Consider the following 24,749-nt stretch of genomic DNA (forward strand, 5'->3'; position numbering starts at 1 on the left):
GCGCCCCGCGCGCCCCGGCGTGCGCGCCCCCAGGATGGGAGCATGGCGAACCCCTCCCGGCTGCGCGCCGCCGCCCTGGCCGGCTCCGCCCTGCTGCTGTCCGGCCTGCTGACCGGATGCGGCAACGGCGCCCAGGACGGCGACGGCGACCTCGCGACGCAGAAGCTGGACTGGAAGGACTGCCCGGCCCCGTCCGAGGCTGAGGGCGGCGGCAGCGCCCCGTCGCCGCTGCCCCACGGCGGCACCTGGCAGTGCGCCACCATGCGGGCGCCGCTGGACTGGAGCAAGCCGAAGGGCGACACCATCGGCATCGCGCTGATCCGCGCCAGGGCCAGCGGCCCCGCGAGCCGGCGGATCGGCTCGCTCGTGTTCAACTTCGGCGGCCCCGGCGGCAGCGGCGTCAGCTCGCTGCCCGCGTTCGCCTCGGACTACGAGACCCTGCGCACCCGCTACGACCTGGTGAGTTTCGACCCGCGCGGGGTGGGCCGCAGCGCGCCGGTGAAGTGCGAGAGCGACTCCCAGCTGGACGAGTACTTCCAGCAGGACGCAACCCCCGACGACAGCGCGGAGCGCGCCGCGCTGCTGCAGCGCACCAAGCAGTTCAACGCCGCCTGCGAGGCGAACTCCAAGAAGATCCTGCCGCACGTGGGGACCACCGACGCGGCCCGCGACATGGACCTGATGCGCCAGGTCCTCGGTGACGCGAAGCTGCACTACTTCGGCATCTCCTACGGCACCGAACTCGGCGGCGTGTACGCCCACCTGTTCCCGCGGCACGTCGGCCGGGCCGTGCTCGACGCCGTCGTCGACCCCACGCAGGACCCCGAGCAGAGCGCGCTCGGGCAGGCCAAGGGCTTCCAGCTCGCGCTGGACAACTTCGCCGAGGACTGCACCTCGAAGACCACGGAATGCCCGGTCGGCTCCACCCCGCAGGACGTGAAGAACCGCATCGCGAAACTGCTGAACAGCCTGGACAAGAAGCCGATTCCGGGCATTCCGCCGCGTCCGCTCACCCAGACCGCCGCGACGAACGGCATCGCGCAGTCCCTGTACTCCAAGGACTTCTGGGAGTACCTCACCGAGGGCCTCGAGCAGGCCTACGCCGGTGACGGCAGGGTCCTGATGCTGCTGTCCGACGCCATGAACGGCCGCAGCCAGGACGGCGAGTACAGCAACATCACCGCCGCGAACATCGCCATCAACTGCGCGGACGAGAAGCAGCGGTACACCGTCGGCCAGGTCCAGCAGAAGCTGCCCGAATTCCGCTCCGCCTCCCCGCTGTTCGGGGACTTCCTGGCCTGGGGCATGCTCAGCTGCACCGACTGGCCCGTGGCGGGCGCCGCCGACCACCCCGACGTCAGCGCCCCCGGTTCCGCGCCGATTCTCGTGGTCGGCAACACCGGCGACCCGGCCACCCCGTACGAGGGGGCGAGGAAGATGGTCGACGCACTCGGCAAGGGCGTCGCCGTCGAGCTGACGTACAAGGGCCAGGGACACGGTGCGTACGACAGCAAGAACCGATGCGTGCAGAGCGCGGTGAACGGCTACCTCCTGGACGGACGGGAGCCGAAGGCCGGCACGGTCTGCTCCTGACACCCACCCTCCTCCACCGGGAAACCCCAGGTCAGACGGTTATCCACAGGCCGCCCGGGGCTCCGGCCACTGTGCCTACCATGGCGTGAACGCCCGGCGCGGGACGACGCGACGGGCCCGTGAGGGGGGTGCCCATGAGGCGATTCCTGCGCTGGACGGCCGCGGTGGCCGCGGCGCTGCTGATGGCCGGCTGCGGCGGCGGTTCGTCGGGCGGGGGCGGCGACGCCAAGGAACACGGGGACGCCCCCGGCGGGATGGCGAGCGCCGCTCCCCCGCCGGCTGCGGCGACGGACCTGCCCGCCTCCCTCACCTCCCAGCGCCTCGACTGGCACCGCTGCACGGCCCGGGGCGACTCCCCCGCACCAGGCGACGACTGGCGGTGCGCGACCCTCAAGGTGCCCCTCGACTGGTCCCGGCCGGACGGTACGACGATCGGCCTCGCGCTGATCCGCGCCCAGGCGACCGGAGGCAACCGCGCCGGTTCCCTGCTGTTCGACTTCGGCGGCCCCGGCGGCTCGGGCCTGGAGATGATGCCGTACTACGCAAGCACCGTCTCCAAGCTCCACGAGCGCTACGACCTGGTGAGCTGGGACCCGCGCGGAGTAGGCGCGAGCGGGGGCGTGCGCTGCCGCAGCGACCGGCAGATCGAGGCCGCCGAGGACGTGGACGCCACGCCGGACACCCCGGAGGAGGAGAAGGCGTTCCTCCAGGACGCCGCCGGCTTCGGCAGGGGCTGCCAGAAGGCCGCCGGCCCGCTGCTGGCCCATGTGTCCACCACCGACACCGCCCGCGACATGGACCTGATGCGCCAGGTCCTCGGCGACGCCAGGCTCCGCTACTTCGGCATCTCCTACGGCACCGAACTCGGCGGTGTGTATGCCCACTTGTTCCCGAAGCGGGTGGGCCGGATGGTCCTCGACGCGGTGGTAGACCCGACCGCGGACACGGTGGGCCAGGCCGAGAACCAGACCCGCGGCTTCCAGCGGGCGCTGGACGACTACCTGGAGTCCACCGGCCGGAATCCCGGCCAGGGCACCCGGCAGATCGCGGCCTTGCTGAAGCGGATCGACGCGCGCCCCCTGCCGACGTCGTCCGGGCGGAAGCTGACCGAGACTCTGGCGGTGACCGGGATCGTCCTCCCGCTCTACAGCGAGTCCAGCTGGCCGAGGCTGACCGCTGCCCTCGACGCGGCGGAGAAGGGCGACGGCTCGTCGCTGCTGGCGCTCGCCGACGACTACGACGAACGGGACTCGGCAGGCCACTACGGCACGACGTCCCACTCCCAGCGGGTCATATCGTGCCTGGACGAGAGGGAGCGGCCGACGCTCGCCGAGACCAAGCGGCGGCTGGCGCGCTTCGAGCAGATCTCGCCGGTGTTCGGGGACTTCCTCGGCTGGGACACCGCCGGCTGGTGCCACGACTGGCCGGTACCGGGCCAGTACGCCACCCCGCAGGTCAGCGCGCCCGGAGCGGCGCCGATCCTGCTGGTCGGCAACACCGGCGACCCGGCGACACCCTACGAGGGCGCCCGCAGAATGGCCGACGAACTGGGCAAGGGCGTCGGCATCGAGCTCACCTGGAAGGGCGAGGGCCACGGGGCGTACGGCAACGGCAGCGACTGTGTCGACTCCACGGTGAACGCCTACCTGCTCAACGGGACGGTGCCGAAGGACGGCACGGTCTGCTCCTGACCCGACCGGAGGCCTGGACCCGCCCGGAGCGCCGCCGACGGTTCCGCCCCGCCACCGTCCGGGAACGGTCGGCGGCGGCCGGAAACGGCAGAAGCCCACGGCGTCCGCGCTGGGCAGGGCCGTGGGCTTCCGTCGCCGTGCTGGTCGGCCGGCGGGTTGGATCAGTAGACCGGCTTGTGCGGTTCGATCTGGTTGACCCAGCCGATGACGCCGCCGCCGACGTGGACGGCGTCGGAGAAGCCCGCGGACTTCAGGACCGCGAGGACTTCCGCACTGCGGACGCCCGTCTTGCAGTGCAGGACGATCTTCTTGTCCTGCGGCAGGGTCTCCAGGGCGGTGCCCATGAGGAACTCGTTCTTCGGGATCAGCCGGGCGCCGGGGATGGAGACGATCTCGTACTCGTTCGGCTCGCGGACGTCGATGATCTCGATGTTCTCGCCGTCGTCGATCCACTCCTTGAGCTGCTTCGGAGTGATCGTGGAGTCGGCGGCCGCCGCCTGGGCCTCCTCGGACACGACGCCGCAGAAGGCCTCGTAGTCGATGAGCTCGGTGACGGTCGGGTTCTCGCCGCAGACCGCGCAGTTGGGGTCCTTGCGGACCTTGACCTGGCGGTAGGTCATCTCCAGGGCGTCGTAGATCATCAGGCGGCCGACGAGCGGCTCGCCGATGCCAGCGAGGAGCTTGATGGCCTCGTTGACCTGGATGGAGCCGATGGACGCGCACAGCACGCCCAGGACGCCGCCCTCGGCGCAGGAGGGGACCATGCCGGGGGGCGGGGGCTCCGGGTAGAGGCAGCGGTAGCAGGGGCCGTGCTCGGACCAGAAGACGGAGGCCTGGCCGTCGAAGCGGTAGATCGAACCCCACACGTACGGCTTGTTCAGCAGCACGCACGCGTCGTTGACCAGGTAGCGGGTCGCGAAGTTGTCCGTGCCGTCGATGATCAGGTCGTACTGGCTGAACAGGTCCATCACGTTGTCGGCCTCGAGCCGCTCCTCGTGCAGGACCACGTTCACGTACGGGTTGATGCCCTTGACGGTGTCCCGGGCGGACTCCGCCTTGGAGCGGCCGATGTCGGACTGGCTGTGGATGATCTGGCGCTGCAGGTTCGACTCGTCGACCTCGTCGAACTCCACGATGCCGAGGGTGCCCACGCCCGCGGCGGCCAGGTACATCAGCGCCGGCGAGCCCAGGCCGCCGGCGCCCACACAGAGCACCTTGGCGTTCTTCAGCCGCTTCTGCCCGTCCATGCCCACGTCGGGGATGATCAGGTGGCGGGAGTACCTGCGGACCTCGTCTACGGTGAGCTCAGGAGCTGGCTCGACCAGGGGTGGCAGCGACACGGGGACTCCGTTGGTCGGTCAATCACTACAGTTGTTCTCCCCGTAACACTGCCACGGCCTTCTTCATTCCGAGACACCTGTTCCGATGCGCGAGACGATTTCGTCCCAGTAGCCGGGCATCGTCTCCCACGGGTCGGCGCGGCCGCCGCGGTCCGTGCGGTCGGTGAAGTAGATCGTCGCGGCGCCCTGCCAGCGGGCGATGCGCAGGGCCTCCTCCAGGTGGCCGCGCGGCACGCCGTGCACGAAGTGGCAGAAGCGGTCCGGCGGATAGTCGGCGGTCCACTCGGCCACCTGCGACCAGCGGTAGTCGGACCAGGCGCCGGAGAAGGTCACCAGCTGGTCGGCGTTCTCCGCGTAACCGGGGTGCGGATGGCTGCCGTGGCCGAGGACGATGTGGGCGGAGTCACTGATCGCCCGGAGCGTGGTGACCGCGCGGCGGACCTCGGCGAGCACGGTCCGCTCGGTGGGACAGCGGTCCAGCAGGAAGCCGTCGACCCGGTACCAGTCGAGGTGGCGGTGGGCGTCGGAGATCAGGTCGGGGAAGGCGCGGGCGCCGTGGACGAGGTCCAGGTGACCGAGGACACGGACGCCGGCGCCCCGCAGCCGGCCCGCCGCCTCCAGGCAGTGCGGGTCGGGACGGGTGCCGGGGCCCTGGGCCACGTCCAGGACCACCCAGTCCAGGGGGACGCCCGGGCGGGCCAGTTCGTCCCACTGGGCGGGGGCCACGAGGGGGTGGGCGTAGCCGGGGATGCCGAGGGCGGTGCGCAGGCCGGTGCTCGTGGCGCCCGCGGTGGTGCTGGTCAGATGCGGCATGCCGCCTCCATCCAGATGTCGGCCAGGGATTCTTCGAGGTTGATGCGGGGCCGCCAGCCGAGCCGGTCGCGCGCGGTGCGCACGTCGGCCTGCTGCCAGCTGCCGCAGCCGTCCGGGTACGGGTATGCCACCGGGGCCGTGTGGTCGGCGTCGCCGCGGGGGTGGCCGATGGCGCTGCGCAGCGGTCCGGGCGGGGCGTCGAGTTCGTGCAGGGCGCCGCCGTATCCGGCCACGCGCGCGAGGACGGCGGCGGCGTCGCGGAGCCGGACGGCGCGGCCGGAGCCGATGTTGATCACGCCCTGCGCGGCGGAGAGCGAGGCGGCGTGCACGGCGCGGGCGACGTCGCGCACGTCGACGAAGTCGCGCTGCACGCCGAGGCCCGCGAGCTTGAGTTCGCCGTCGCCGGACTGCATGGCGCGGCGCATGGCCTCGGCGAGCCGGCCCAGCGGGGAGCCGGCCGGGGTGCCGGGTCCGGCCGGCGAGAAGACCCGCAGCACGACGGCGTCCAGGCCGGAGCCGAGGACCAGTTCGGTCGCGGCGAGCTTGCTCACGCCGTACGGGCCGCCGGGGCGCGGTACGGCGTCCTCGGCGGTGGAGGAGCCGGGCTGGCTCGGCCCGTATTCGGAGCCGCACCCGATCTGCACCAGCCGGGCCCCGCAGCCACTGCGGCGCAGGGCCTCGCAGACGGTGGCGACGGCCACGGTGTTGTGCCGGGTCAGTTCGCGGGCGCCGCCGCGGATGGCGCCGGCGCAGTTGATGACGACGCCGGGGTGGACCGCGTCGAGGAAGCGGGTGAGCGCGCCGGGGCTGCCGGTGGCGAGGTCGAAGCGGACGTCGGCGTCGTCGCCGCGGCCGAGCGCGGTGAGCTGGACGGCCGGGTCGGCGAGCAGGCGGTCGGCGACGAAGCGGCCGATGTATCCGTTGGCTCCGATCAGCAGAACCCTCATCGGGCGGCTCCCGGGGTGTATGCGCCGGTGTGGCCGGCTGGCCGGTGGCGGGGGTGGGTGGCGGCTCGACCGGCAGGCGCGGTGTGCCCGCTGAGGCCTGCGCCACTTGCGTCGGCCACGTGACCGCCGGCGCGCAGCCCTGCGCTGGGCCGGTTCGGCGTGGTGGGCCAGGAGAGTGCGGTCGGCCAGGGCCGTGCGGTGGGGCCGGACGGTGTGGCGGGTCCGCCCGTGTTCACGGTGCCGGCGGATCCGGACGATGTAGTGGGTCCGCCCGTGTTCACGGTGCCGGCGGATCCGGTGGTTCCCCGGACTCCGGTTCCGGCGGTCCCGGCGGCGCCTGTGCCTGCGGCGGCTGGGGACGCACCGGCGGTTCCGGGGGCCCCGGACGCTCCGGGTCGGGAGGTGGTCATCTGGCTTTCTCCTTCAAAAGGGGTGGTGCGGTCGCCTCCGGCGGTGACCCGGGCCGGCGGCGGACGGTCATTCGGGGACTCCCGTGGGCGCGTGTGCCGTGGCCCGGGTGAGGGTGCGGGCCGCGTGGCACAGCAGAGCCAGCGCGGCGGCACCGCAGGTGAGGGCCGGCACGGCGCCCACCCCCCAGGCGTCCACCACGGCCTGCACCGGGGTCGCGAGAACGGCGCAGCCCGGCAGCCTTCCGGCGAGGGGCAGGGCGAGCGCCGCCGCCTCCGTGCCCGCCGCGGCGCCGAGCGCCACGGCCGGGGCGTGCCGGTGGCGGTGCACGACGAGCAGACGGGCGAGCAGCAGCACGGCACCCAGGGCGAAGGTCTGCGGGTAGGCCGCGGGTGTGTGCAGGACGGTGGCGCACACCAGGAGCACCGCGGTGAGCGCGCCCAGGAACAGGGTGAACGTGCCGAACAGCAGCGGTGTGGCGGCGGCCGTGAAGTCCTCCAGTCCCCGGCTGCCGGCGAGCCTGCGGCGGGCGCCCGCGGTGAGCAGGTGGGCGCAGCAGGCCGCCGGGGCGCAGGCCAGGACGAGGGCCAGGACGGGCGCGACGGCCGTGGGCCACGGGCCGTCCGGGGCGCCGGTCGGCAGGGTGTCGGGGCCGCCCGTGATCACGGCTTCGAGGAGGCCGTCGCCGAAAAGGGCGTACCCGAGCAGCCAGAGGGTCCACGCGCGCGTGGCGTTCGCCGTGCGCCACGCGCGCGTGCCGGCCGGAGCGGCGAGGGGGCCGTGGCGCAGCGCGGCACGTGTGGCGAGGGCTACGGCGGTCACGCCGGCGGCGACGGCGAGCAGCCGGAGCTCGCCGTGGGTGAGGCGCAGCCCGGCGACGGTGGCGGCGGCGAGGACGCCGGGCAGCAGCGTGAGCAGGACCCAGCCGGCGCGGACCCGCGGTACGGGCAGGGGCTCTGGTTCCGGGCTCGGCTCGGCGCCTCGCGGCACGCGCGCGTACAGCTCCTCGGCGAGCGAGAAGACGTCGCGGTGGCGGAAACGTGCGGCGGTCCGGTCGGTGACGCCGTGTGCCTCCAGCCCGGCGGCGATCTCCAAGGGGTCCACGGCCCGCTCGCACAGCTCACGGTGCCGGTGCAACAGGGCCTTCACGGGGTCGACGGCTCCCCGCCGGGGTGCGGCGATGCGCCGCCGGTCGGAGTCCGAGCCCCCGGAATCCCCGTCACCGGCCCGCCCCGCCCTCGTGTCGTCCGGTCCCCCGTTACTCAACGCACCCTCTGTGCGGGACAGGCCCTCCTCGCTGCTCACGCTCTGCTTGCGCAACAAACCATGCCCATCGGACAAGGTCTCCTCGCCGGACAAGGCTTCGCCGGACGGGCTGTCCTCGCCGGACAAGTCTCCTTCGCCGCCGTCCCCCTCCCCGGACCGCTCTGCCGCCCCGGCGCCCCAGGGCTCGCCGCCACGAGGCATCCCGGGCCGGTCCAGCCCACCCGGCACCCGCGCGCCCAGCACATCAAGCCCACCCGGCACCCCCGCCCGCAGCGCGTCCGGCTCCCCCACGACGCCCCGCTCGCTCAACTCGCCCACAGCACCGAGCCCAAGACGGCACCCGGCACCGCCCCCCACCCCGCGCCCGGCACCCCGCTCAGCACCGCCCCCCACCCCGTGCTCGCCACCGCGGCCCTCGCTGCGGTCGTTCCGAACCTCCATCACGCCCCCTCCGCGGTGGCCAGCGGTGTGGCGCGTACCGGTGTGCTCGTGGCCCAGCCGGGGAGGCCCCGGGGGAGTACGCGGGCCGTGGGGCCGGTCCAGTGGCCGGGTACGTGGGACTCGGCGGGGCTGGCGAACGGCCGTGGCTCGCCGGACTCGTCGAGGACGACGCGGCGGACCGGCCAGCGGGAGACGATCTGCAGGTAAATGCCGTGAAATGCCGCGATGTTCTGCTCGACGGTGAACAGTTCGAGGGCGCGGGCGCGTGCGGCGGCGCCGAGCCGCGCACGGCGCTCGGGGTCGCGCAGCAACGCCACGCACGCCTCGGCGAGCGCCCGCGGATTGCGCGGGGGCACGACGAGCCCCGTGCCGCCGATGACCTCCACCACCGCACCCACGTCCGTGGACACCGTGGCCCGGCCGCAGAACATGGCCTCGATCAGGCCGACCGGGAAGCCTTCGACCACGCTGGACAGCACGACGACGGCTCCGCCGGCGTACGCCTCGGCGAGCGTGGGCGCCTCGGGGGCGCCGATCTCCTCGAAGGACACCGGGTTGTCGCCGACGGCGTGCACGCCCTCGGCCTCGTCCGGGAAGAGCTGTGCGGCGAGTGCCCGGCAGTGGCCGAGGTAGGACGCGCCGTCGGGTCCGGCGGGCGCGCCGATGATCCTCAGGCGTGCCTTGGGCTCCTCCTTGCGGACCTCGGCGAAGGCGTGCAGCAGCGAGATCAGGTCCTTGGCGGGTTCGACGCGCCCCACCCAGACCAGCGTGTCCGGGGCGGCGCGGTCCGGGGCCTCGCCGACCTCCGCGAAGCGGGTGGCGTCCATGCCCGGGTAGACGGTGCGGATCCGGGCCCGGTCGGCGCCGCACCGTTCCTGCCAGCGGCGGGCGTGGGAGTTGCCGGGGGTGAGGATCTCGGCGCGCCGGTAGACCTCGGCGGCGAGCCGGCTGTGGAAGGCGCCGAGCAGCGCGCGCACGGCGGGTGCGGCGGTGTCGGGGCCGAGGGTCAGGTAGTGCGAGCGGAGCTGCACGCCGTACTCGGTGACGAGCAGCGGCACGTCGCAGAAGTGCCGGGCGAGCAGCCCGGGCAGGGCCGCGGGGCCGCCGGCGGTGGCGTGGCAGAGATCGGCCGCGCCGAGAGCGTCGTCGCCGTACCAGTCGAGGGAGAGGGGGCGCAGGGCGCGTTCGAGTTGTGCGGTGACGATCAGCAGCTCGGGTACGCGCGCCTCGCGCGCCGTGCGCAGCGCGCCGGGGGCGCGGCAGGCGCGTTCGAGGGTGCGTACGGCGGTGTCCGAGCGCAGGGCGCCGATCAGGCCGCCTTCCTCGCGGGCGAGTTCGGCGAGCCCGTACAGCGCTGTGCCGAAACGGTCCGCCAGATCGGCGGACGCCCCCTCGGAGGGGGCCCCGGTCCCGGCGCTCACCGCCCCGACCAGCTCTCCGTAGCACTCGGCGAAGCGCCGGCGCGCGCGCCGCCCGAGGGCCCGCTCGTCTCCCGCGGCCGCGCCTCCACGGGCGCCCTTCGGGTGGCTCCTCCACGCGTCGTCCTCGGCGGTCCACAGCGGCGCGGTGCGGACCCTGCCGACCTGCGGCGGGAGCGGGACCCAGCCGTCGTCCTCCTGGCTCCGGCTGCGGCTGAGCGCGTAGATGTCGAACTCGTGCTGGTGGAGCCCGCGCACGAGCCGGTCGCACCAGAGTCCGGCGTCACCGCTCACATACGGGTAGCCGCCCTCCGTAAGCAGTCCGATGCGCACGTGTGCACCCCCGATCTCCCGTCCGGTGAGCCGCCGTTGTCCCGGTGGCTCGCAGCGGGACGAACGTAAGCGGACAAGGCGGTGGCGCGACGGACGGTTGTCCATCGCGCCACCAAAAGGGGTGAACGGTCGTAACTTTCGCGTGCGGGTCGCGTTCCGCCGCGCTAGGGGCTCAGGGCGTCGTCGTCCGTGCACGAAACGTTACGCCTCGGGCGGGCCCGGACCGGGCGCACTCGCGCCGCGCTCCGGTCCGCGCCCGGTCCGCGCTCCGCCTCAACCACGCATCACGCCACGGCCGGTGCGCGCCGGGCCGCGCGCCGCCGGGCCGCCAGCTCCGGGTCGAGCGCGGGTACGGCGGCGAGGAGCCGCTTGGTGTACGGCTCGCGCGGGCTGTCGTACACCTCGTCCGCCGGCCCGGACTCCACGATCCGCCCCTGGCGCATCACCGCGACCCGGTCGCTGACCTGCCGTACGACGGCGAGGTCGTGGGCGATGAAGACCAGGGCGAGGCCGAGTTCCCGCTGGAGTTCGCCGAGCAGTCCGACCACCTGGGCCTGGGTGGTGACGTCGAGCGCGGAGACCGGCTCGTCGCAGACGATGACGCGTGGTTCGGCGGCCAGTGCGCGGGCGATGCCGATGCGCTGGCGCTGGCCGCCGCTGAACTCGTGCGGATAGCGGTCGTAGTGCGCCCTGTCGAGCCCCACGCGCTCCAGCAGTTCCGTCACGCGCCCCCGGATGCGCTGCTCGTCGCGGTCGCCGCGCGCGCGGAGCGGATCGGCGATGGACTCGCCCACGCTGCGGCGGGGGTTGAGGGAGGACACGGGGTCCTGGAAGACCATCTGGACCGCCGGGTTCACACCGGTGTGCGGGCGGCCCTCGTAGCGGATCGCGCCGGCGGTCGGCGCAAGCAGTCCGACGAGCATGCGGCCGAGCGTGGTCTTGCCGCTGCCGCTCTCGCCGACCACGCCGAGCGTCTCGCCGCGGCGCACGGACAGCGAGACGCCGTCCACCGCCGTGAACGCCCGCCTGCCGCGCCCGAACGCGCGGCTCACCCCGGTGGCTTCCAGGACGACCTCCTCGGCGGCCTGGGAGGCGGTGCGGCGGGCGTCGACGCGCGGGACGGCGTCGAGGAGTTCACGGGTGTACGCGTCGGCGGGCGCCGCGAGGACCGTGCCGACCGGGCCGTGCTCGACGACGCGGCCGTGCCGCATGACGAGGACGTCGTCCACGCTCTCGGCGGCGACGCCCACGTCGTGGGTGACGAGCAGCAGGCCCATGCCGGTCTCCTCGCGCAGCGTGTGCAGCAGGTCGAGGATCTGCGCCTGGACGGTGACGTCGAGGGCGGTGGTCGGCTCGTCGGCGATCAGCAGTTCCGGCTCGCAGGCCAGCGCCATGGCGATGAGCGCGCGCTGGCGCATGCCGCCGCTGAACTCGTGCGGGCGGGACCGTGCCCGCCGTGCCGCGTCGGGAATCCCCACCCTGTCCAGCACCTCGACGGCACGCGCGCGTGCGGTACGGCGCGACACGCGCGCGTGCACGCGGTACACCTCGGCGATCTGGTCGCCGATCGCGTAGTACGGGTCCAGCGAGGACAGCGGGTCCTGGAAGACCATCGCGGCCCCGGCGCCGCGCAGCCGCCGCAGCTCCTCCTCCGTGGCGGCCTGCACGTCCGTGCCGGCGACGCGGACCGAGCCGGTGACCCGGGCTCCGGTGCCGCGGTGCAGACCCAGCAGGGCGCCCGCGACCGTGGACTTGCCGGAGCCGGACTCGCCGACGAGGGCCAGCGCGGCGCCCTTCGCCAGGCTGAAGGAGAGGCCGTCGACGGCCCGCAGCGGGCCGAACCCGACGGTCAGGTCCGTGACGTCCACCAGGCTCATGAGAGCACCACCCGTCGGTCGGCCACCGCGTACAGGACGTCCGCGACGGCGTTGGCGAGGACCACGAAGAAGCCGATGACCAGGACCATGCCGACGACCACCGGCAGATCCACGACGGTCACCGCGTGCACCAGCTCCTGGCCGATGCCGGGCAGTCCGAAGAGGGTCTCGGTGAGGACGGCGCCGCCGACGGCCGAGCCGACGTTGTTGGCGTTCAGCGCGATCACGGGCGCCAGGGCGCCGCGCAGGGCGTGCCGGCCGACGATGGAGCGCTCGGCGACGCCGTACGCGCGGAAGGTGCGGATGTGGTCCTCGGCGAGGGTCTCCAGCATGGCGGCGCGGGTGAGGCGGGCGAAGGCCGCCGCCTCGATGAGGGCGAGCGAGAGCCAGGGCAGCAGCAGGTTCCACGCCCATTGCTCGGGGTCGTCCGTGAGGCTCACGTACTGCGGGAAGGGCAGCCACTGCAGTTCGCCGCAGACGACGATCATCAGCACCAGGCCGATGACGAAGACCGGCGTGGCGGTGCCCGCGAGGGTGATCGCGGTCAGGACGCGCTCGGAGACGCGGCCGCGCCGCCACGCGGACAGCACACCGGTGCCGACGCCCAGCACGAGCCATACGACCATGGCGCCGAACACGAGCGAGAGGCTCACCGGCAGCTTGGTCAGGATGATGTCCAGGACCTGCTGGTCGGTGCGGTACGACTCCCCCAGGCAGGGCGCGGCGCAGTGCTCGACGGCGGTGCCGGTGGAGAAGTCCTGTCCGGCCAGGAGCCCTTGCAGGAAGTGCCAGTAGCGCAGGTAGAGGGGGTCGCCGAGCTTGAGCTGCTGGGCGACCTGGTGCACCTGTGCCGGGGAGCAGCGCGGGCCGCAGGTGATCTGGGCGACGTCGCCGGGAGTGACGTAGAAGACGACGTAGACGATCAGCGAAATGGCGAGCAGGGTCACCACGACGCCGACGGCGCGGCGCAGCAGGAATCCGCCGAAGCCGCTCATGCGGTGGCCTCCTTCCGGGGCTCCCCCGGCTTCCCGGGCTCCTCGGGCTTGCCGGGTGGGGTCGGGTCCTTGCGGCCGGTGCCGACGCGCAGGCGGGAGGCGGCGCGTGGGTCGAGGGCGGTGCGTACGCCGTCGCCGAGGACGGTGAGGGCGAGGACGGTGACGAACAGGGCGCCGGCCGGCAGCAGCAGGTACTGCGGCGCGGCCTGGTACCAGACGTCGGCGGCGGTGAGCATCTGTCCCCAGGAGGGGGTGGGCGGCTTCACGCCGACGCCGAGGAACGACAGCGCCGCCTCGACGGTGATGTTCGTGGGCACCAGCAGCGCGGCGTAGGTGATGACGGGCGCGGCGAGTCCGGGCAGCAGTTCCCGGCGGGCGACGCGCCAGGCGCCCCAGCCGCTCAGCCGGGCGGCGAGGACGTAGTCGAGCCCCTTCAGGGAGAGCGTCTGGGCCCGTACGATCTTGGCGATGTTGCCCCAGGCGATCAGGCCGATGACCAGGGCGACCAGGACCGGTCGCGGAAACCCGGCCGGCACGATGGCCAGCAGGGCCAACGACATGATCATGAGCGGCATCGACACGATGACGTCCGTGACCCGGCTCAGCAGTTGATCAACCCATCGGTTGCCGAGCGCGGCGCCCACCCCGACCGCGACGCCGATGGCGATCTGCACCACCGTGGCCGCGAAGGCGACGCCCAGTGAGACCCGTGCGCCGTAGACGAGCCGGGCGAACAGGTCGCGGCCGGTCTGCGGCTCGACGCCCAGCCAGTGGCCGGCGCCGATGCCGCCGAGGGAGCCGACGGGCACCCCTCCGCGCGCGGAGTCGATCAGGGACGGGTGGTAGGTGGTGGGGTCCTGGCCCTCCAGGGCGGTGAGCAGCGGCGCGGCGAGCGCGACCAGGACGAGCAGCGCGACGACGGCGCCGGCGACCAGGGCGGCGCGCTGCGCGCGCAGCCGCCGCCAGAACTGACGGGCCCCCGAGACCGCCGGGACGGACGGCTGCGTCCCGGCGGTCTCGACGGCGGCAAGTGCCTCGCTCACGGGTCTACTTCACCGCGACCTGGGAGATGTCCAGCACGCCGGTCCAGTCGCTGATGACGATGTTCCTGACGTCCTTGCCGTACAGGCGCTTGTAGACCGGGTGGAACAGCGGCACGACGAGGGCCTTCTCCCCGATCTTCTTGTCCAGGGCGCCCCAGCGCTTGGCGGCCGCGTCAAGGTCGGTCAACTTGTTGATCGCGTCAATCTCGGCATTGACCGACTTGTCGTTGAGCAGGCCCGTGTTGAAGTTCGCGCCGTCCTTGACGATCTGCCGGCCGTCGAAGATCGGGGCGAGGAAGGGACCGCCGGAGGGCCAGTCGGCGCCCCAGTGGGCGAGGAAGAACCCGGGTTCGGTCTTCACGCTGTGGATCGTGTCCCGGTAGTCGTTGTCCTCCAGGCCCTGGAGCCTGACCGTGATGCCGGCCTTCTTCAGGGCGTCCTGGAGGGAGGTCGCGATCTCCGGGCTGGTCTCGAAGTCCTTGGCGTTGGAGTGGGTCAGCGTGACGGTGAGCCCGTTCTTGTAGCCCGCCTGGGCGAGCAGTTCCTTCGCCTTGGCCGGGTTGCCGGACGCGCCGGCCGGGAACGGGTCGTACGGCGTGTAGCCGAAGGACTTCTGGTCCGGCAGGAAGGTGGTGGCGGGCTCGGCGAGCGCGCTGCCGCCGGCCGCGTTGACCACCGAGGACCGGTCGACGGCGTAGGCGATCGCCTCGCGCACCTTCGGGTTGTCGAAGGGCTTCACGGTCGGGTTGAACGCGATGTAGTTCGTGTAGCCGAAGTGGCCGGTGCCCACGCGCGCGGCCAGTTCCTTGTCAGCGCTGACCTTGGCGAGTTCGGCCGGACCCAGGTTGGTGTCCGTGGTGACCGCGGCCGCGTCCGCACCCTGGGACGCGGACAGCCGCTGGTTGATCACCGAGGAGTCGAGGCCGGAGCGGACGTCGATGGTGTCCGGGTAGGCCTTGCGCTGGTCGTCGACGGCCGACGACCAGTAGGGGTTGCGCTTGAGGATCAGCCGCTCGCCGTCGTTCTCGTTCCTGACGACCTTGTACGGGCCGGAGGAGACCGGGTGCGCCTCGTACTTGGTGCCGTCGTCCTTGCTCCTGGGCACCGGGGTGAACTGCGTCTGCGTGGCGAGGTACGGGAACTCGCCCTCGGGCTTGTTCAGGTGGAAGACGATGGTCCGCGCGTCCGGCGTCCCGATCGCCGACAGGCCCTTCTTGTCCTTGTACGGCCCCTGGTAGTCGGCCGCGCCGACCAGCCAGTCCCTCAGGTAGGGGGCGCCGCCGGAGAGTTCGGGGGCGAAGGAGCGCTCGATGCCGTACTTGATGTCGGCGGAGGTGATCGGCGTGCCGTCCTCGTACTCCAGGCCCTTCTTCAAGGTGTACGTCCAGACGGTCGCGTTCTTGCTGGGGCGGCCGGTGTCGGTGGCGAGGTCGGGGACCACCTTGGCGCCGGCCGCGCCGCTCGCGCGGTTGCGGGTGGTCAGGGTGCGGAAGACCAGTGAAGGGACGTTTCCGCCGCCGGAGGTGTAGAGGCGGGCGGGATCGAAGTCGGTCTGCGGCTCGGAGTTCAGCACCGTGAGGGTGCCGCCCTTGTGGGGCGCGGAGTCGCCACCGGAGCCCTTGGCATCGTTGTCCTTCGGGCCGCAGGCGGCGGCGCCCGCTGCCACGACCAGGCTGACGGATGCCGCTGCCACGCGGCGCGCTATGACGGACGGTTGACGCATCGGAATGACGACCTCTCGGGGTGACGTGAGGAAACTGATCGAGGATTTCTCGATGAGTGAGACAAGTGGACGAGGAGTGAGACGACTGCGGGCAGACGTCGGCCTCGGCGCCGGGTCGTCGGAGAACGCCGTGAGGAGGTCACGGGCGGAGGTGAGAGAGATTCGCGACGCGAGCGCCAGGCGGCGGCGTCAGCGACAGTGGATGTCGGCCACGCAGAGCGCGGTCACGCCGATGAGCGCCAGCTCGATGGCTGCGCTCTCCTGTTCGGCATGACTAGACCACATGCGCAGAAATATGTACGACCTGGCCGCTCATGTCAATGTGACATGAGCGGCGCCTGTCAACTCTTCGGGTAAGGCCAGGGGTTGGGCAGACAGTGGATGCCGTCATGGTCGAGGAACTTGGTCTGCTGCTGCATGACGGGCGCGAGTTCGCCGTTCTTCTGGCAGGTCACATGGCCGTGGCCGAGACGGTGACCGACCTCGTGGTTGATCAGCATCTGCCGGTAGGCGTGGATTTTGTCCCCGTATGTCTTGCTGCCCTGGGCCCATCTGTATGCATTGATCATCACGCGTTCGGTGGCGGCCGAGTCGCAGGAGACGTTGTCCTCCGTGGTGTCGAGACCGGACTTCGCGCACCAGGTGGCGGTCGTGCCGGGGCTGGCCAGCGTGATCACGAAGTCGGGTTTGCCGGAGGAGATCCGCTCGAAGGTACGGGCGCCCCCGTGGGCCCAACTGCGGTCGTCGTTCAGCGTCTTCTGCACGGCCTCGGCGAACAGCTTGCCGTCCAGGCCCAGCCCCTGCTCGACGTCGACGCGGTAGGTGTACTTCTGCCCCTTGCCCGGAGCCTTGTCGAACCCGGGCACCGTGTCGAACTTCCCCGAGCCCTTCAGTGTCGGGCTGAGCGGGTACGTCCGGTCCATCGCCTGCTCGTACGAGAGCGTCACCGTGCCGGGCGAGGCCGACGGGGCCGCACCGGCCGGGGTGCGTGCGGCGCGGGCCTGGTCGGTGGCGGACCGCGCCTGCGCGGCGCCGGTGTCGTGCTTCCCGGTCACCTGACCGGCGACGACCACCGCGAGCACGGTGGTGATGGCGGCCGCGGCGACGCCGGTGAAGGCCCGCGCGGGGCTGCGCCGGTCCTGGCCGGGCGCCGTTTCCCGGGCGGTGTCCGCGTCGTCGGGCGACTGCGCGTCCGCGGCGGTCGCCCGCCCGGTTCCCCGGGCGCCTGCCGGGTCGCCGCCGCGCGAGCGCTGCGCGGGCGGGCCGACGGAGACTCCGTCACCACCGTCCGCCTCCGGCTCGGTCGGCGTGCTCGGTGTGTTCGCCGGGTGCGCCTCGGTGGCGCGAGGCCCGCCGGGGCGGGGCGCGCGGGGTGCGAAGACGTTCACGTCGTCGTCCAGGCCGACACCGCCGCGGCGGCCGTCCCGACCGTCATGGCCGTCGGTGAACGCGTCGAGATACTCCTGCCGAGGGCCGGGCACGGCGCCCGGTCCCGCCGCCCGCTGCCGCGGAAACACCGGACTGGTCCCGGCCGTCCCTGCGAACTCCCCCCAGCCGCCGCCCCCTTCCCGCTGCTCGGGGTGCCCACCCCGAGCGGGAGCACCCCCACGGAACCCGGGAACACCATGCGCAGAAGTCCCCTCAGGCAGCCTAGGGGCAACGTGCGCGGTAGTCCCGTCCGGCAGCCTCGAGACACCATGCGCGGGCGTGCCGTCGCCGAAACGCGGCACGCCACGCGCCGCAGTCCCATCAGGAAACCTCGGCACGCCCTGCGCGGGAGTGCCATAACCGAAACCCGGCACCCCGTGCGCGGGCGTCCCGTCCGGCAGCCTCGGGACACCATGCGCCGGCGTACCGTCCCCGAAACGCGGCACCCCCTGCGCCGGAGTCCCATCCCCGAAACGCGGCAACCCACGCGCCGGAGTCCCATCAGGAAACCTCGGCACACCATGCGCGGGAGTGCCATAACCGAAACCCGGCACCCCATGGGCGGGCGTCCCGTCCGGCAGCCTCGGCACACCGCGCGCCGGAGTGCCATCACCGAAACGCGGCACCCCACCCCCAGGCGTCGTGCCGTCGAATCGCGGTGCTGCCTGGGCGCGCGTGCCGGTCGGCGGGCTCTGGGGGCTCTGGGGGCCGCGCGGGGGGTGTCCGTGGGTGGCGCCGGGGCCTTGCTGCGTCGGTGCGGGGCGCTGGCCCGGCAGCAGGGGCCGGTCGCCGCGGGCCGCGGGTGCGGCCGTGCCGGGTGCGCGGGAGTCGCGCTGGTCCGCGGGCCTGGCGGCCGTGCCCGTGGAGGTGTTCTTCGGGGCCGGTCCGCGGCGGCTGTGGCGTCCCACGCCGGCCTCAGCTCCTCGTGTCCGCGTCGGCGGAGGCTTTCGCGGCGTCCGCGAGGAGTTCACGGAACGCCGTGGCCACCACGTCCGGGTACTCCATCATCGCCACGTGCCCGGCGTCCGGCAGCGACAGCAGGCGGGAGTCGCGGAAGGCGCGGGCGGCGCGGCGGGCCATGCGGAAGCCGACCAGCTGGTCACGGCCGCCGTAGATCAGCAGGGTCGGCGCGAGCACGCGCTCGGCCTGGCGCCACAGCCCGTGCTGTCCGCCGAGCGTGTAGGCGTTGACGATCCCGCGCGCGGAACGGGTCATCGCGTCCCAGAAGTACGGCAGTTGCAGCCGCCGCTCCAGCTCCGCCACGGCGTGCTGCAACGCCTCGGGCGACACGCGCGTGGGGTCGCCGTAGCAGAGCGCCATGACGCCGCGCACCCGCTGCTCGGCCGTCCATTCCTTGGTGAACCGGGTGAACAGGGCGGCCACCCCGGGCACGCCGAGCAGCGCGGTCGGCGCCGCGGTGCGCTGGATGCGCAGCTCCGGCAGGGCGGGCGAGACGAGTGTGAGCGTACGGACCAGGTCGGGCCGTACGGCGGCCACGCGCGTGGTGACCGCGCCGCCGAGCGAGTTGCCGAACAGGTGGACCGGGCCGCGGCCGGACGCGTCGAGATAGCGGATCACCGCGCGCGCGTGCCCGGTGACCGAGTAGTTCCCGTCGTCCGGGGGCGGGGAGTCGCCGAAGCCCGGCAGGTCGACCGCCTCGCTGTCGACGACGCCGTCCAGCTCGGCCATCAGCGACGACCAGTTCTGCGAGGAACCGCCGAGCCCGTGGACGTACAGGGCGGCCGGCAGGCCCTCGCGGGCGGGACGGCGGGAACGGATCGACAGGGTGACTCCGGGCAGCCTCACGGAACGCAGCCGCTCGCCCTCGCCGACCCGGACGGGCGCCACCCTGGGAAGGACACTGGCGGCCGATACGGACGGCGACTCGGTCGAAGCCATGCGGCAATGTTACGAGGTGATCACGTCGGGGTTCATGTGTTCGCCGTCACAGGCGCAGTCCCGGCCGCCGTCGGGGCTGCGAACGGGCGAGACGGCATGGCGTCCGGATCTGCTGTCTCCTAGGCTCGTATCGAGGGCACCCGTATGTGGCCCCTGCTGTTTCCAGGGACGTTCCTAGGAAGGGAGCCCACCATGGCCTATGACCCCACCGAACCCGACACGATCGAGGACCTGGAGGCCGAGACGGCTCCGGAGATCGGCGTCGAAGCCAACGAGGTGGACGCCGCCGAGCAGCACGCCGACATCGCGCCGGACCGCGACGACCCCCTGACGGCCGTGGATCCGGACCGGGCGAACGAGGCCGATCTGGTCGAACAGACGCGCGTCGTCGCGCTCGACGAGGACGACTACCGCTGACCTCGACCGACTCCCCCGGCCTCACGAGCACGCCGCTGCGGCTTTCGCGGCCGTCCGGTACGTGAAATTCTGCGCTCGCACCGCGCACAGCACGGTTACCGAAAAGTACGATGGCCGCGCGGCGACACCGCGAAATGGACGACTTTGGGAGGCGGCGTGACAGCCATCGAGCAAACTGAGGCGGCACGCCCGCGCGGCACCCGTCTGCCGCGCCGAGCCCGACGGAACCAGCTGCTGGGCGCCGCCCAGGAGGTTTTCGTCGCTCAGGGGTACCACGCGGCGGCGATGGACGACATCGCCGAGCGGGCCGGCGTGAGCAAGCCGGTGCTCTACCAGCACTTTCCCGGCAAGCTCGACCTGTACCTCGCCCTGTTGGACCAGCACTGCGAGTCGCTGATCCAGTCCGTGCGGAGCGCGCTCGCCTCGACGACCGACAACAAGCAGCGCGTCCGGGCGACCATGGACGCCTACTTCGCCTACGTGGAGGACGACGGCGGCGCGTTCCGGCTGGTGTTCGAGTCGGACCTGACGAACGAGCCCGCGGTGCGCGAGCGCGTCGACAAGGTCACGAACGAGTGCGCCGAGGCGATCTGCGACGTCATCGCCGAGGACACGGGCCTGTCGCGCGCGGAGTCGATGCTGCTCGCCTCCGGGCTCGGCGGCCTCGCCCAGGTGGTGGCCCGCTCCTGGCTGCACAGCGACCGCAGCGTGCCGCGCGACCAGGCGGTGCAGCTGCTGACCTCGCTGGCGTGGCGGGGCATCGCCGGTTTCCCGCTGCACGGCAGCGAACACCACTGACGCGCGCGTACGGGCTCCGGCGGCTGTTCGCTGATGGCGTTCCGGCCGGGAGCGTGTGCGTCCCCTCACCGGGCTAATGTGTGCTGAAGTAGGGCGCGGAAGATCGCGCACATCAGTGACCGTCGGAGGGACATAGCCGTGGAGGTCAAGATCGGCGTGCAGCACGCGCCTCGCGAGATCGTTCTGGAGAGCGCTCAGAGCGTCGAGGAGGTCGAGCGTGTGGTCGCCGAGGCGCTGGCCGGGAAGACGGGGCTGCTGAGCCTTACGGACGAGAAGGGCCGCAAGGTCCTGGTCCCGACCGACCGCCTCGCGTACGTGGACATCGGCGAGCCGACCGTCCGCAAGGTGGGCTTCGGCGCGCTGTAGGCGGACATCATGCACAAGGGCCCGGCGGCCGCGAGCCGCCGGGCCCTTTCGCGTGGAAGATACCCACAAGCGGAGCACAACTCCTCCACAGCGGAGGATTGAACTCCGCAGGTCACGGGTAGGACGCACGACGACCGTCAAGGCAGACGCGCCGAAGGCAGATTCGCCGTGGGAGGGACCCGGAGATGATCCTCGAAGCACTCGGATCCGCTGTGCTCGGTCTCGTCCTCGCCTCGGCGGCGGCCTACCGGCTGTCCCACCGCCTGCCGGCCCGCCCGCTGGTGCTGTGCACGGGCGTCGCGGGCGCCCTCTTCGGCGACTTCGTCACCCACACCGCCCTCGGCCCCGGCGTCGCCTGGCTGAGCCTCCTGGGCGCCGCGGTCATCTCGACGGCGTCCCTGTCGCTCCTGCTCCGCCCGCTCCGCCGACGATCATTGACGGCGTAGGCGAAGCCGAGCCGTCAGGGGCGCGGGGCCCCGCTCGATGTGCGGCTTCGCCGCGCGGGCGCGAGCAACCACGACGCACCCGCAGCCGCGAACTCCCCACACCCACCCCCCACAGGGCGCTACGCCGCCAAGCCCAGCGCGGCCATCCGCTTCGTGTGCGCCTCGGTGATCCGCGAGAACATCTTTCCGACCTCCGCGAGATCGAAGCCGTCGGCCACCCCGCCCACGAGCATCGTCGACAGCGCATCCCGGTCGGCGACCACCCGCTGGGACTGCGACAGGGCCTCGCCCATCAGCCGCCGCGCCCACAGCGCCAGCCGGCCGCCCACGCGCGGGTCGGCGTCGATGGCGGCGCGCACCTTCTCCACCGCGAACCCGGCGTGCCCGGTGTCGTCGAGGACGGCGAGAACCAGCTCACGCGTGTCGGAGTCGAGGCGCGCGGCGACCTCGCGGTAGAAGTCGCTGGCGATCGAGTCGCCGACGTACGCCTTGACCAGGCCCTCCAGCCAGTCCGAGGGCGCGGTCTGCTTGTGGAAGCCGTCCAGCGCGGCCACGAACGGGTCCATCGCCGCCGTCGGCTCCTCGCCGATCTCGGTCAGGCGGTTCCGCAGCCGCTCGAAGTGGTGGAACTCGGCCGAGGCCATCTTCGCCAGCTCCGCCTTGTCCGCGAGGGTGGGCGCGAGCTTCGCGTCCTCCGCGAGCCGCTCGAACGCCGCGAGCTCGCCGTACGCGAGCGCGCCGAGCAGATCCACGACGGCGGCGCGGTACTGCGGGTCGGCGGAGGCCTGGGTCCAGTCCTTGGCGGCGACGCCGGCGGGTGCGGCGGACTCGTTCTCAGGCTTGTCAGAGCTAGTCATGAGGCGCACAATAGCCCGCTCGCGTGGCGCCGGTGGGCGCCGCCGGATCAGTGTGACGACCATGACGTGACCAAATCGGCCATCGCATGTGCGCGATTCCGGGGTATGGTGGTAATGCGCCTGCCAGAGTGCGTCGACGATGGTCGACGTCTCCGCACAGGCCGCACGTATGAGGATGCCCGGTCGGTGGCCCGATCGGCTCCGACCCGACAGCCCTCCGTGGCCGTACGGCACAGTCCGTGCGACGACCGGAGGGACACCCTCAGCGGTACGAGCGCTAGAGCGTCGGCAGAGGTCCCGTGTCATACGGCTTGCCTTGAGTGGCTCGCCCGTACGGCAGCCGACGTCCCCGGCACGGTCGCACATGACCCCCGCGCTCGCCTCGCACCGCGCACACAGAAGAGGCATGACCCTGACTACCACATTCCGAGACCTCGGGATCCTTCCCGAGACCGCCGAGGCCCTGGAGGCCGTCGGTATCGTCACTCCCTTCCCCATCCAGGAGATGACCCTTCCCGTCGCCCTTTCCGGCACGGACGTCATCGGCCAGGCCAAGACCGGCACCGGCAAGACGCTGGGCTTCGGTCTTCCGCTCCTGGAGCGCGTCACCGTACCCGCCGACGTCGAGGCCGGACGCGCCGCCCCCGAGGCCCTCACCGACGCCCCGCAGGCGCTGGTCGTCGTCCCCACGCGCGAGCTGTGCACCCAGGTCACCAACGACCTGCTGACGGCCGGCAAGGTCCGTAACGTGCGGGTGCTGGCGATCTACGGCGGCCGGGCCTACGAGCCGCAGGTCGAGGCCCTGCAGAAGGGCGTCGACGTCGTCGTCGGCACGCCGGGCCGGCTGCTCGACCTCGCGGGCCAGAAGAAGCTGAACCTGAAGCACGTCAAGTGCCTGGTCCTCGACGAGGCCGACGAGATGCTCGACCTGGGCTTCCTGCCCGACGTCGAGAAGATCATCGACATGCTGCCGGCCAAGCGGCAGACCATGCTGTTCTCGGCGACGATGCCGGGCGCGGTCATCGGCCTCGCGCGCCGCTACATGTCGCGGCCCACGCACATCCGCGCCACCGCCCCGGACGACGAGGGCGTGACGGTCGCGAACATCAAGCAGTTCGTCTACCGCGCGCACAACATGGACAAGCCGGAGATGGTCGCCCGCATCCTGCAGGCCGAGGGCCGCGGTCTTGCGATGATCTTCTGCCGGACCAAGCGCACGGCCGCCGACATCGCCGAGCAGCTCCAGCGCCGCGGGTTCGCCGCCGGCGCGGTCCACGGCGACCTCGGCCAGGGCGCCCGCGAGCAGGCGCTGCGCGCGTTCCGCAACGGCAAGGTCGACGTGCTGGTCTGCACCGACGTCGCCGCGCGCGGCATCGACGTCGAGGGCGTCACCCACGTCATCAACTACCAGTCCCCCGAGGACGAGAAGACCTACCTGCACCGGGTCGGCCGCACGGGCCGCGCGGGCGCGAAGGGTACGGCGATCACGTTCGTCGACTGGGACGACATCCCGCGCTGGCAGCTGATCAACAAGGCGCTGGAGCTGGACTTCAACGACCCGGTGGAGACGTACTCGAGCTCCCCGCACCTGTTCACCGACCTCGGGATCCCCGAGGGCACCAAGGGCACCCTGCCGCGCTCGGAGCGGACCCGTGCCGGTCTGGACGCGGAGGAGCTGGAGGACCTCGGCGAGACCGGCGGGCGCGGCGCCCGCGGTCGCGGCCGCGGTGGCCGGGCCGGGCGGGACGGCCGTCCCGAGTCCGGCACCGGTGAGCGCGAGCGTACGGCCCGTACGCCGCGCCGGCGCCGCCGCACCCGCGGCGGGGCCCCGCTCGACGCGACCGCGACCACCGCGACGCCGGCCGCCGAGTCCGGTGCCGACGAGGTGACCGAGCAGGCCGGGGAGCAGCGCACGCTGCGCCGCCGTCGCCGCACGCGCGGCGGAGCGGCGGCCCAGCCGGATACGGCCGTCCAGGCCGCCGCGACCGCGCAGGTCGCCGAGGCCGCCGACGCGGCCGTCGAGGCGGTGGACACGGCCGAGGGGCCGGCCCTGCCGGAGGCCCCGGAGGCGCCCGAGAAGCCGCGTCGCCGCCGTACCCGCAAGTCGGCGGAGCCGGCCGTCACCGAGACGGCCCCCGCGCCCGTGGCGGAGACGGCCCCTGTGGCCGCCGAGCCCCAGGCCGAGGCCGCGCCCGTGGAGACCGCGGAGGCCAAGCCGCGCCGCCGTACGCGCAAGACGGCCGAGCCGGCTGCCGAGGCGGCCGTGGCCACGGCCGAGGGCACGGAGGCCAAGCCGCGCCGGACCCGCAAGACGGCAGCCGCCGCCACCGAGACGGCCCCGGCGAAGGCCGAGGCGGAGACCAAGCCGCGCCGCACCCGGAAGACGGCGGCCGCCGCCCCGGAGACGACGGAGGCCCCCGAGGCCGAGGCCAAGCCCCGCCGCACCCGGAAGACGGCAGCCGCCGCCGAGACGGCCGTCGACACCGCCGAAGGCACGGAAGCCAAGCCGCGCCGCACCCGCAAGAAGGCCGCCGTCGCCCCGGAGACGACCGACGCCCCCGAGGCCGAGGCCAAGCCCCGCCGCACCCGGAAGACGGCAGCCGCCGCCGAGACGGCCGTCGACACCGCCGAAGGCACGGAAGCCAAGCCG

General features: G+C 73.0%; 20 protein-coding genes. 7 read left to right on the top strand and 13 right to left on the bottom strand.

The genetic code is table 11. The features are described 5' to 3' along the window. Positions 1 to 42: 42 nt before the first annotated feature. Both ACGFZN_RS14410 and ACGFZN_RS14415 read left to right on the top strand, forming a co-directional pair. The gene (locus tag ACGFZN_RS14410) at positions 43 to 1,593 is read left to right on the top strand and encodes an alpha/beta hydrolase (protein ID WP_393858756.1); all 1,551 of its coding nucleotides are present in this window, start codon (positions 43 to 45) and stop codon (positions 1,591 to 1,593) included. 134 nt (positions 1,594 to 1,727) lie between these two features. Beyond that, entirely contained in the window at positions 1,728 to 3,284 is a 1,557-nt protein-coding gene (locus ACGFZN_RS14415; RefSeq protein WP_393858757.1) for an alpha/beta hydrolase, read from the top strand. 161 nt (positions 3,285 to 3,445) lie between these two features. Here ACGFZN_RS14415 and moeZ read toward each other — a convergent pair whose 3' ends face one another. The 12 genes from moeZ to ACGFZN_RS14475 form a co-directional block, all read right to left on the bottom strand. After that, positions 3,446 to 4,624 (bottom strand): adenylyltransferase/sulfurtransferase MoeZ, encoded by a 1,179-nt coding sequence (moeZ, locus tag ACGFZN_RS14420; protein ID WP_330337929.1) that lies wholly within the window; start codon positions 4,622 to 4,624, stop codon positions 3,446 to 3,448. 63 nt (positions 4,625 to 4,687) lie between these two features. Continuing rightward, positions 4,688 to 5,437 carry a spherulation-specific family 4 protein gene (locus tag ACGFZN_RS14425; protein ID WP_393858758.1) on the bottom strand — a complete coding sequence of 250 codons (750 nt, stop codon included), beginning with the start codon at positions 5,435 to 5,437 and terminating at the stop codon, positions 4,688 to 4,690. Beyond that, positions 5,425 to 6,384: an NAD-dependent epimerase/dehydratase family protein gene (locus ACGFZN_RS14430; protein WP_393858759.1), complete on the bottom strand. Its 960-nt coding sequence runs from the start codon at positions 6,382 to 6,384 to the stop codon at positions 5,425 to 5,427. The genes ACGFZN_RS14425 and ACGFZN_RS14430 overlap by 13 nt, the downstream gene beginning before the upstream one ends. 477 nt (positions 6,385 to 6,861) lie before the next feature. After that, a complete protein-coding gene (locus ACGFZN_RS14435) occupies positions 6,862 to 7,941 on the bottom strand; it encodes a hypothetical protein (RefSeq protein ID WP_393858760.1) in 1,080 nt (359 codons plus the stop codon). A gap of 557 nt (positions 7,942 to 8,498) precedes the next feature. After that, a complete protein-coding gene (locus ACGFZN_RS14440) occupies positions 8,499 to 10,250 on the bottom strand; it encodes a DUF3492 domain-containing protein (RefSeq protein ID WP_393858761.1) in 1,752 nt (583 codons plus the stop codon). A 284-nt stretch (positions 10,251 to 10,534) separates the two neighbouring features. Beyond that, positions 10,535 to 12,127, bottom strand: a complete 1,593-nt coding sequence (locus ACGFZN_RS14445; protein WP_393858762.1) for an ABC transporter ATP-binding protein — start codon at positions 12,125 to 12,127, stop codon at positions 10,535 to 10,537. Beyond that, positions 12,124 to 13,122 carry an ABC transporter permease gene (locus ACGFZN_RS14450; RefSeq protein ID WP_393858763.1) on the bottom strand — a complete coding sequence of 333 codons (999 nt, stop codon included), beginning with the start codon at positions 13,120 to 13,122 and terminating at the stop codon, positions 12,124 to 12,126. Before ACGFZN_RS14450 ends, ACGFZN_RS14445 begins: the two co-directional genes overlap by 4 nt. Continuing rightward, positions 13,119 to 14,165 (bottom strand): ABC transporter permease, encoded by a 1,047-nt coding sequence (locus tag ACGFZN_RS14455; RefSeq protein WP_393858764.1) that lies wholly within the window; start codon positions 14,163 to 14,165, stop codon positions 13,119 to 13,121. The genes ACGFZN_RS14450 and ACGFZN_RS14455 overlap by 4 nt, the downstream gene beginning before the upstream one ends. Positions 14,166 to 14,169: 4 nt before the next feature. Next, positions 14,170 to 15,888 carry an ABC transporter substrate-binding protein gene (locus tag ACGFZN_RS14460; protein ID WP_393858765.1) on the bottom strand — a complete coding sequence of 573 codons (1,719 nt, stop codon included), beginning with the start codon at positions 15,886 to 15,888 and terminating at the stop codon, positions 14,170 to 14,172. A gap of 189 nt (positions 15,889 to 16,077) precedes the next feature. After that, on the bottom strand, positions 16,078 to 16,173 hold the full coding sequence (locus tag ACGFZN_RS14465) for an Ms4533A family Cys-rich leader peptide (RefSeq protein ID WP_393858766.1): 96 nt from the start codon (positions 16,171 to 16,173) through the stop codon (positions 16,078 to 16,080). Between the two features lie 56 nt (positions 16,174 to 16,229). Next, positions 16,230 to 17,942, bottom strand: coding sequence for a DUF3152 domain-containing protein (locus ACGFZN_RS14470; RefSeq protein ID WP_393858987.1), 1,713 nt, complete (start codon positions 17,940 to 17,942; stop codon positions 16,230 to 16,232). A gap of 289 nt (positions 17,943 to 18,231) precedes the next feature. Beyond that, positions 18,232 to 19,215, bottom strand: coding sequence for an alpha/beta fold hydrolase (locus tag ACGFZN_RS14475; protein WP_393858767.1), 984 nt, complete (start codon positions 19,213 to 19,215; stop codon positions 18,232 to 18,234). A 192-nt stretch (positions 19,216 to 19,407) separates the two neighbouring features. On the opposite strand from ACGFZN_RS14475, the gene ACGFZN_RS14480 reads away from it, so the two are divergent. From ACGFZN_RS14480 to ACGFZN_RS14495, 4 genes are all read left to right on the top strand, one after another. Next, positions 19,408 to 19,632 (top strand): hypothetical protein, encoded by a 225-nt coding sequence (locus tag ACGFZN_RS14480; protein WP_393858768.1) that lies wholly within the window; start codon positions 19,408 to 19,410, stop codon positions 19,630 to 19,632. Positions 19,633 to 19,788: 156 nt separating this feature from the next. Beyond that, positions 19,789 to 20,430 carry a TetR/AcrR family transcriptional regulator gene (locus ACGFZN_RS14485; RefSeq protein ID WP_330337941.1) on the top strand — a complete coding sequence of 214 codons (642 nt, stop codon included), beginning with the start codon at positions 19,789 to 19,791 and terminating at the stop codon, positions 20,428 to 20,430. A 138-nt stretch (positions 20,431 to 20,568) separates the two neighbouring features. After that, positions 20,569 to 20,796 carry a DUF3107 domain-containing protein gene (locus ACGFZN_RS14490; RefSeq protein ID WP_330337942.1) on the top strand — a complete coding sequence of 76 codons (228 nt, stop codon included), beginning with the start codon at positions 20,569 to 20,571 and terminating at the stop codon, positions 20,794 to 20,796. Between the two features lie 185 nt (positions 20,797 to 20,981). Further along, the gene (locus ACGFZN_RS14495) at positions 20,982 to 21,242 is read left to right on the top strand and encodes a hypothetical protein (RefSeq protein ID WP_393858769.1); all 261 of its coding nucleotides are present in this window, start codon (positions 20,982 to 20,984) and stop codon (positions 21,240 to 21,242) included. Positions 21,243 to 21,361: 119 nt separating this feature from the next. On the opposite strand, the gene ACGFZN_RS14500 is transcribed toward ACGFZN_RS14495, so the two are convergent. Continuing rightward, on the bottom strand, positions 21,362 to 22,099 hold the full coding sequence (locus ACGFZN_RS14500; protein ID WP_393858770.1) for a ferritin-like fold-containing protein: 738 nt from the start codon (positions 22,097 to 22,099) through the stop codon (positions 21,362 to 21,364). Between the two features lie 505 nt (positions 22,100 to 22,604). Here ACGFZN_RS14500 and ACGFZN_RS14505 point away from each other — a divergent pair. Further along, positions 22,605 to 24,749, top strand: a 2,145-nt coding sequence (locus ACGFZN_RS14505; RefSeq protein ID WP_393858988.1) for a DEAD/DEAH box helicase, incomplete at its 3' end; no start/stop codon positions are given.

The sequence above is a fragment of the Streptomyces sp. NPDC048192 genome (assembly GCF_043202415.1).
In the GTDB taxonomy this organism is placed as follows: domain Bacteria; phylum Actinomycetota; class Actinomycetes; order Streptomycetales; family Streptomycetaceae; genus Streptomyces.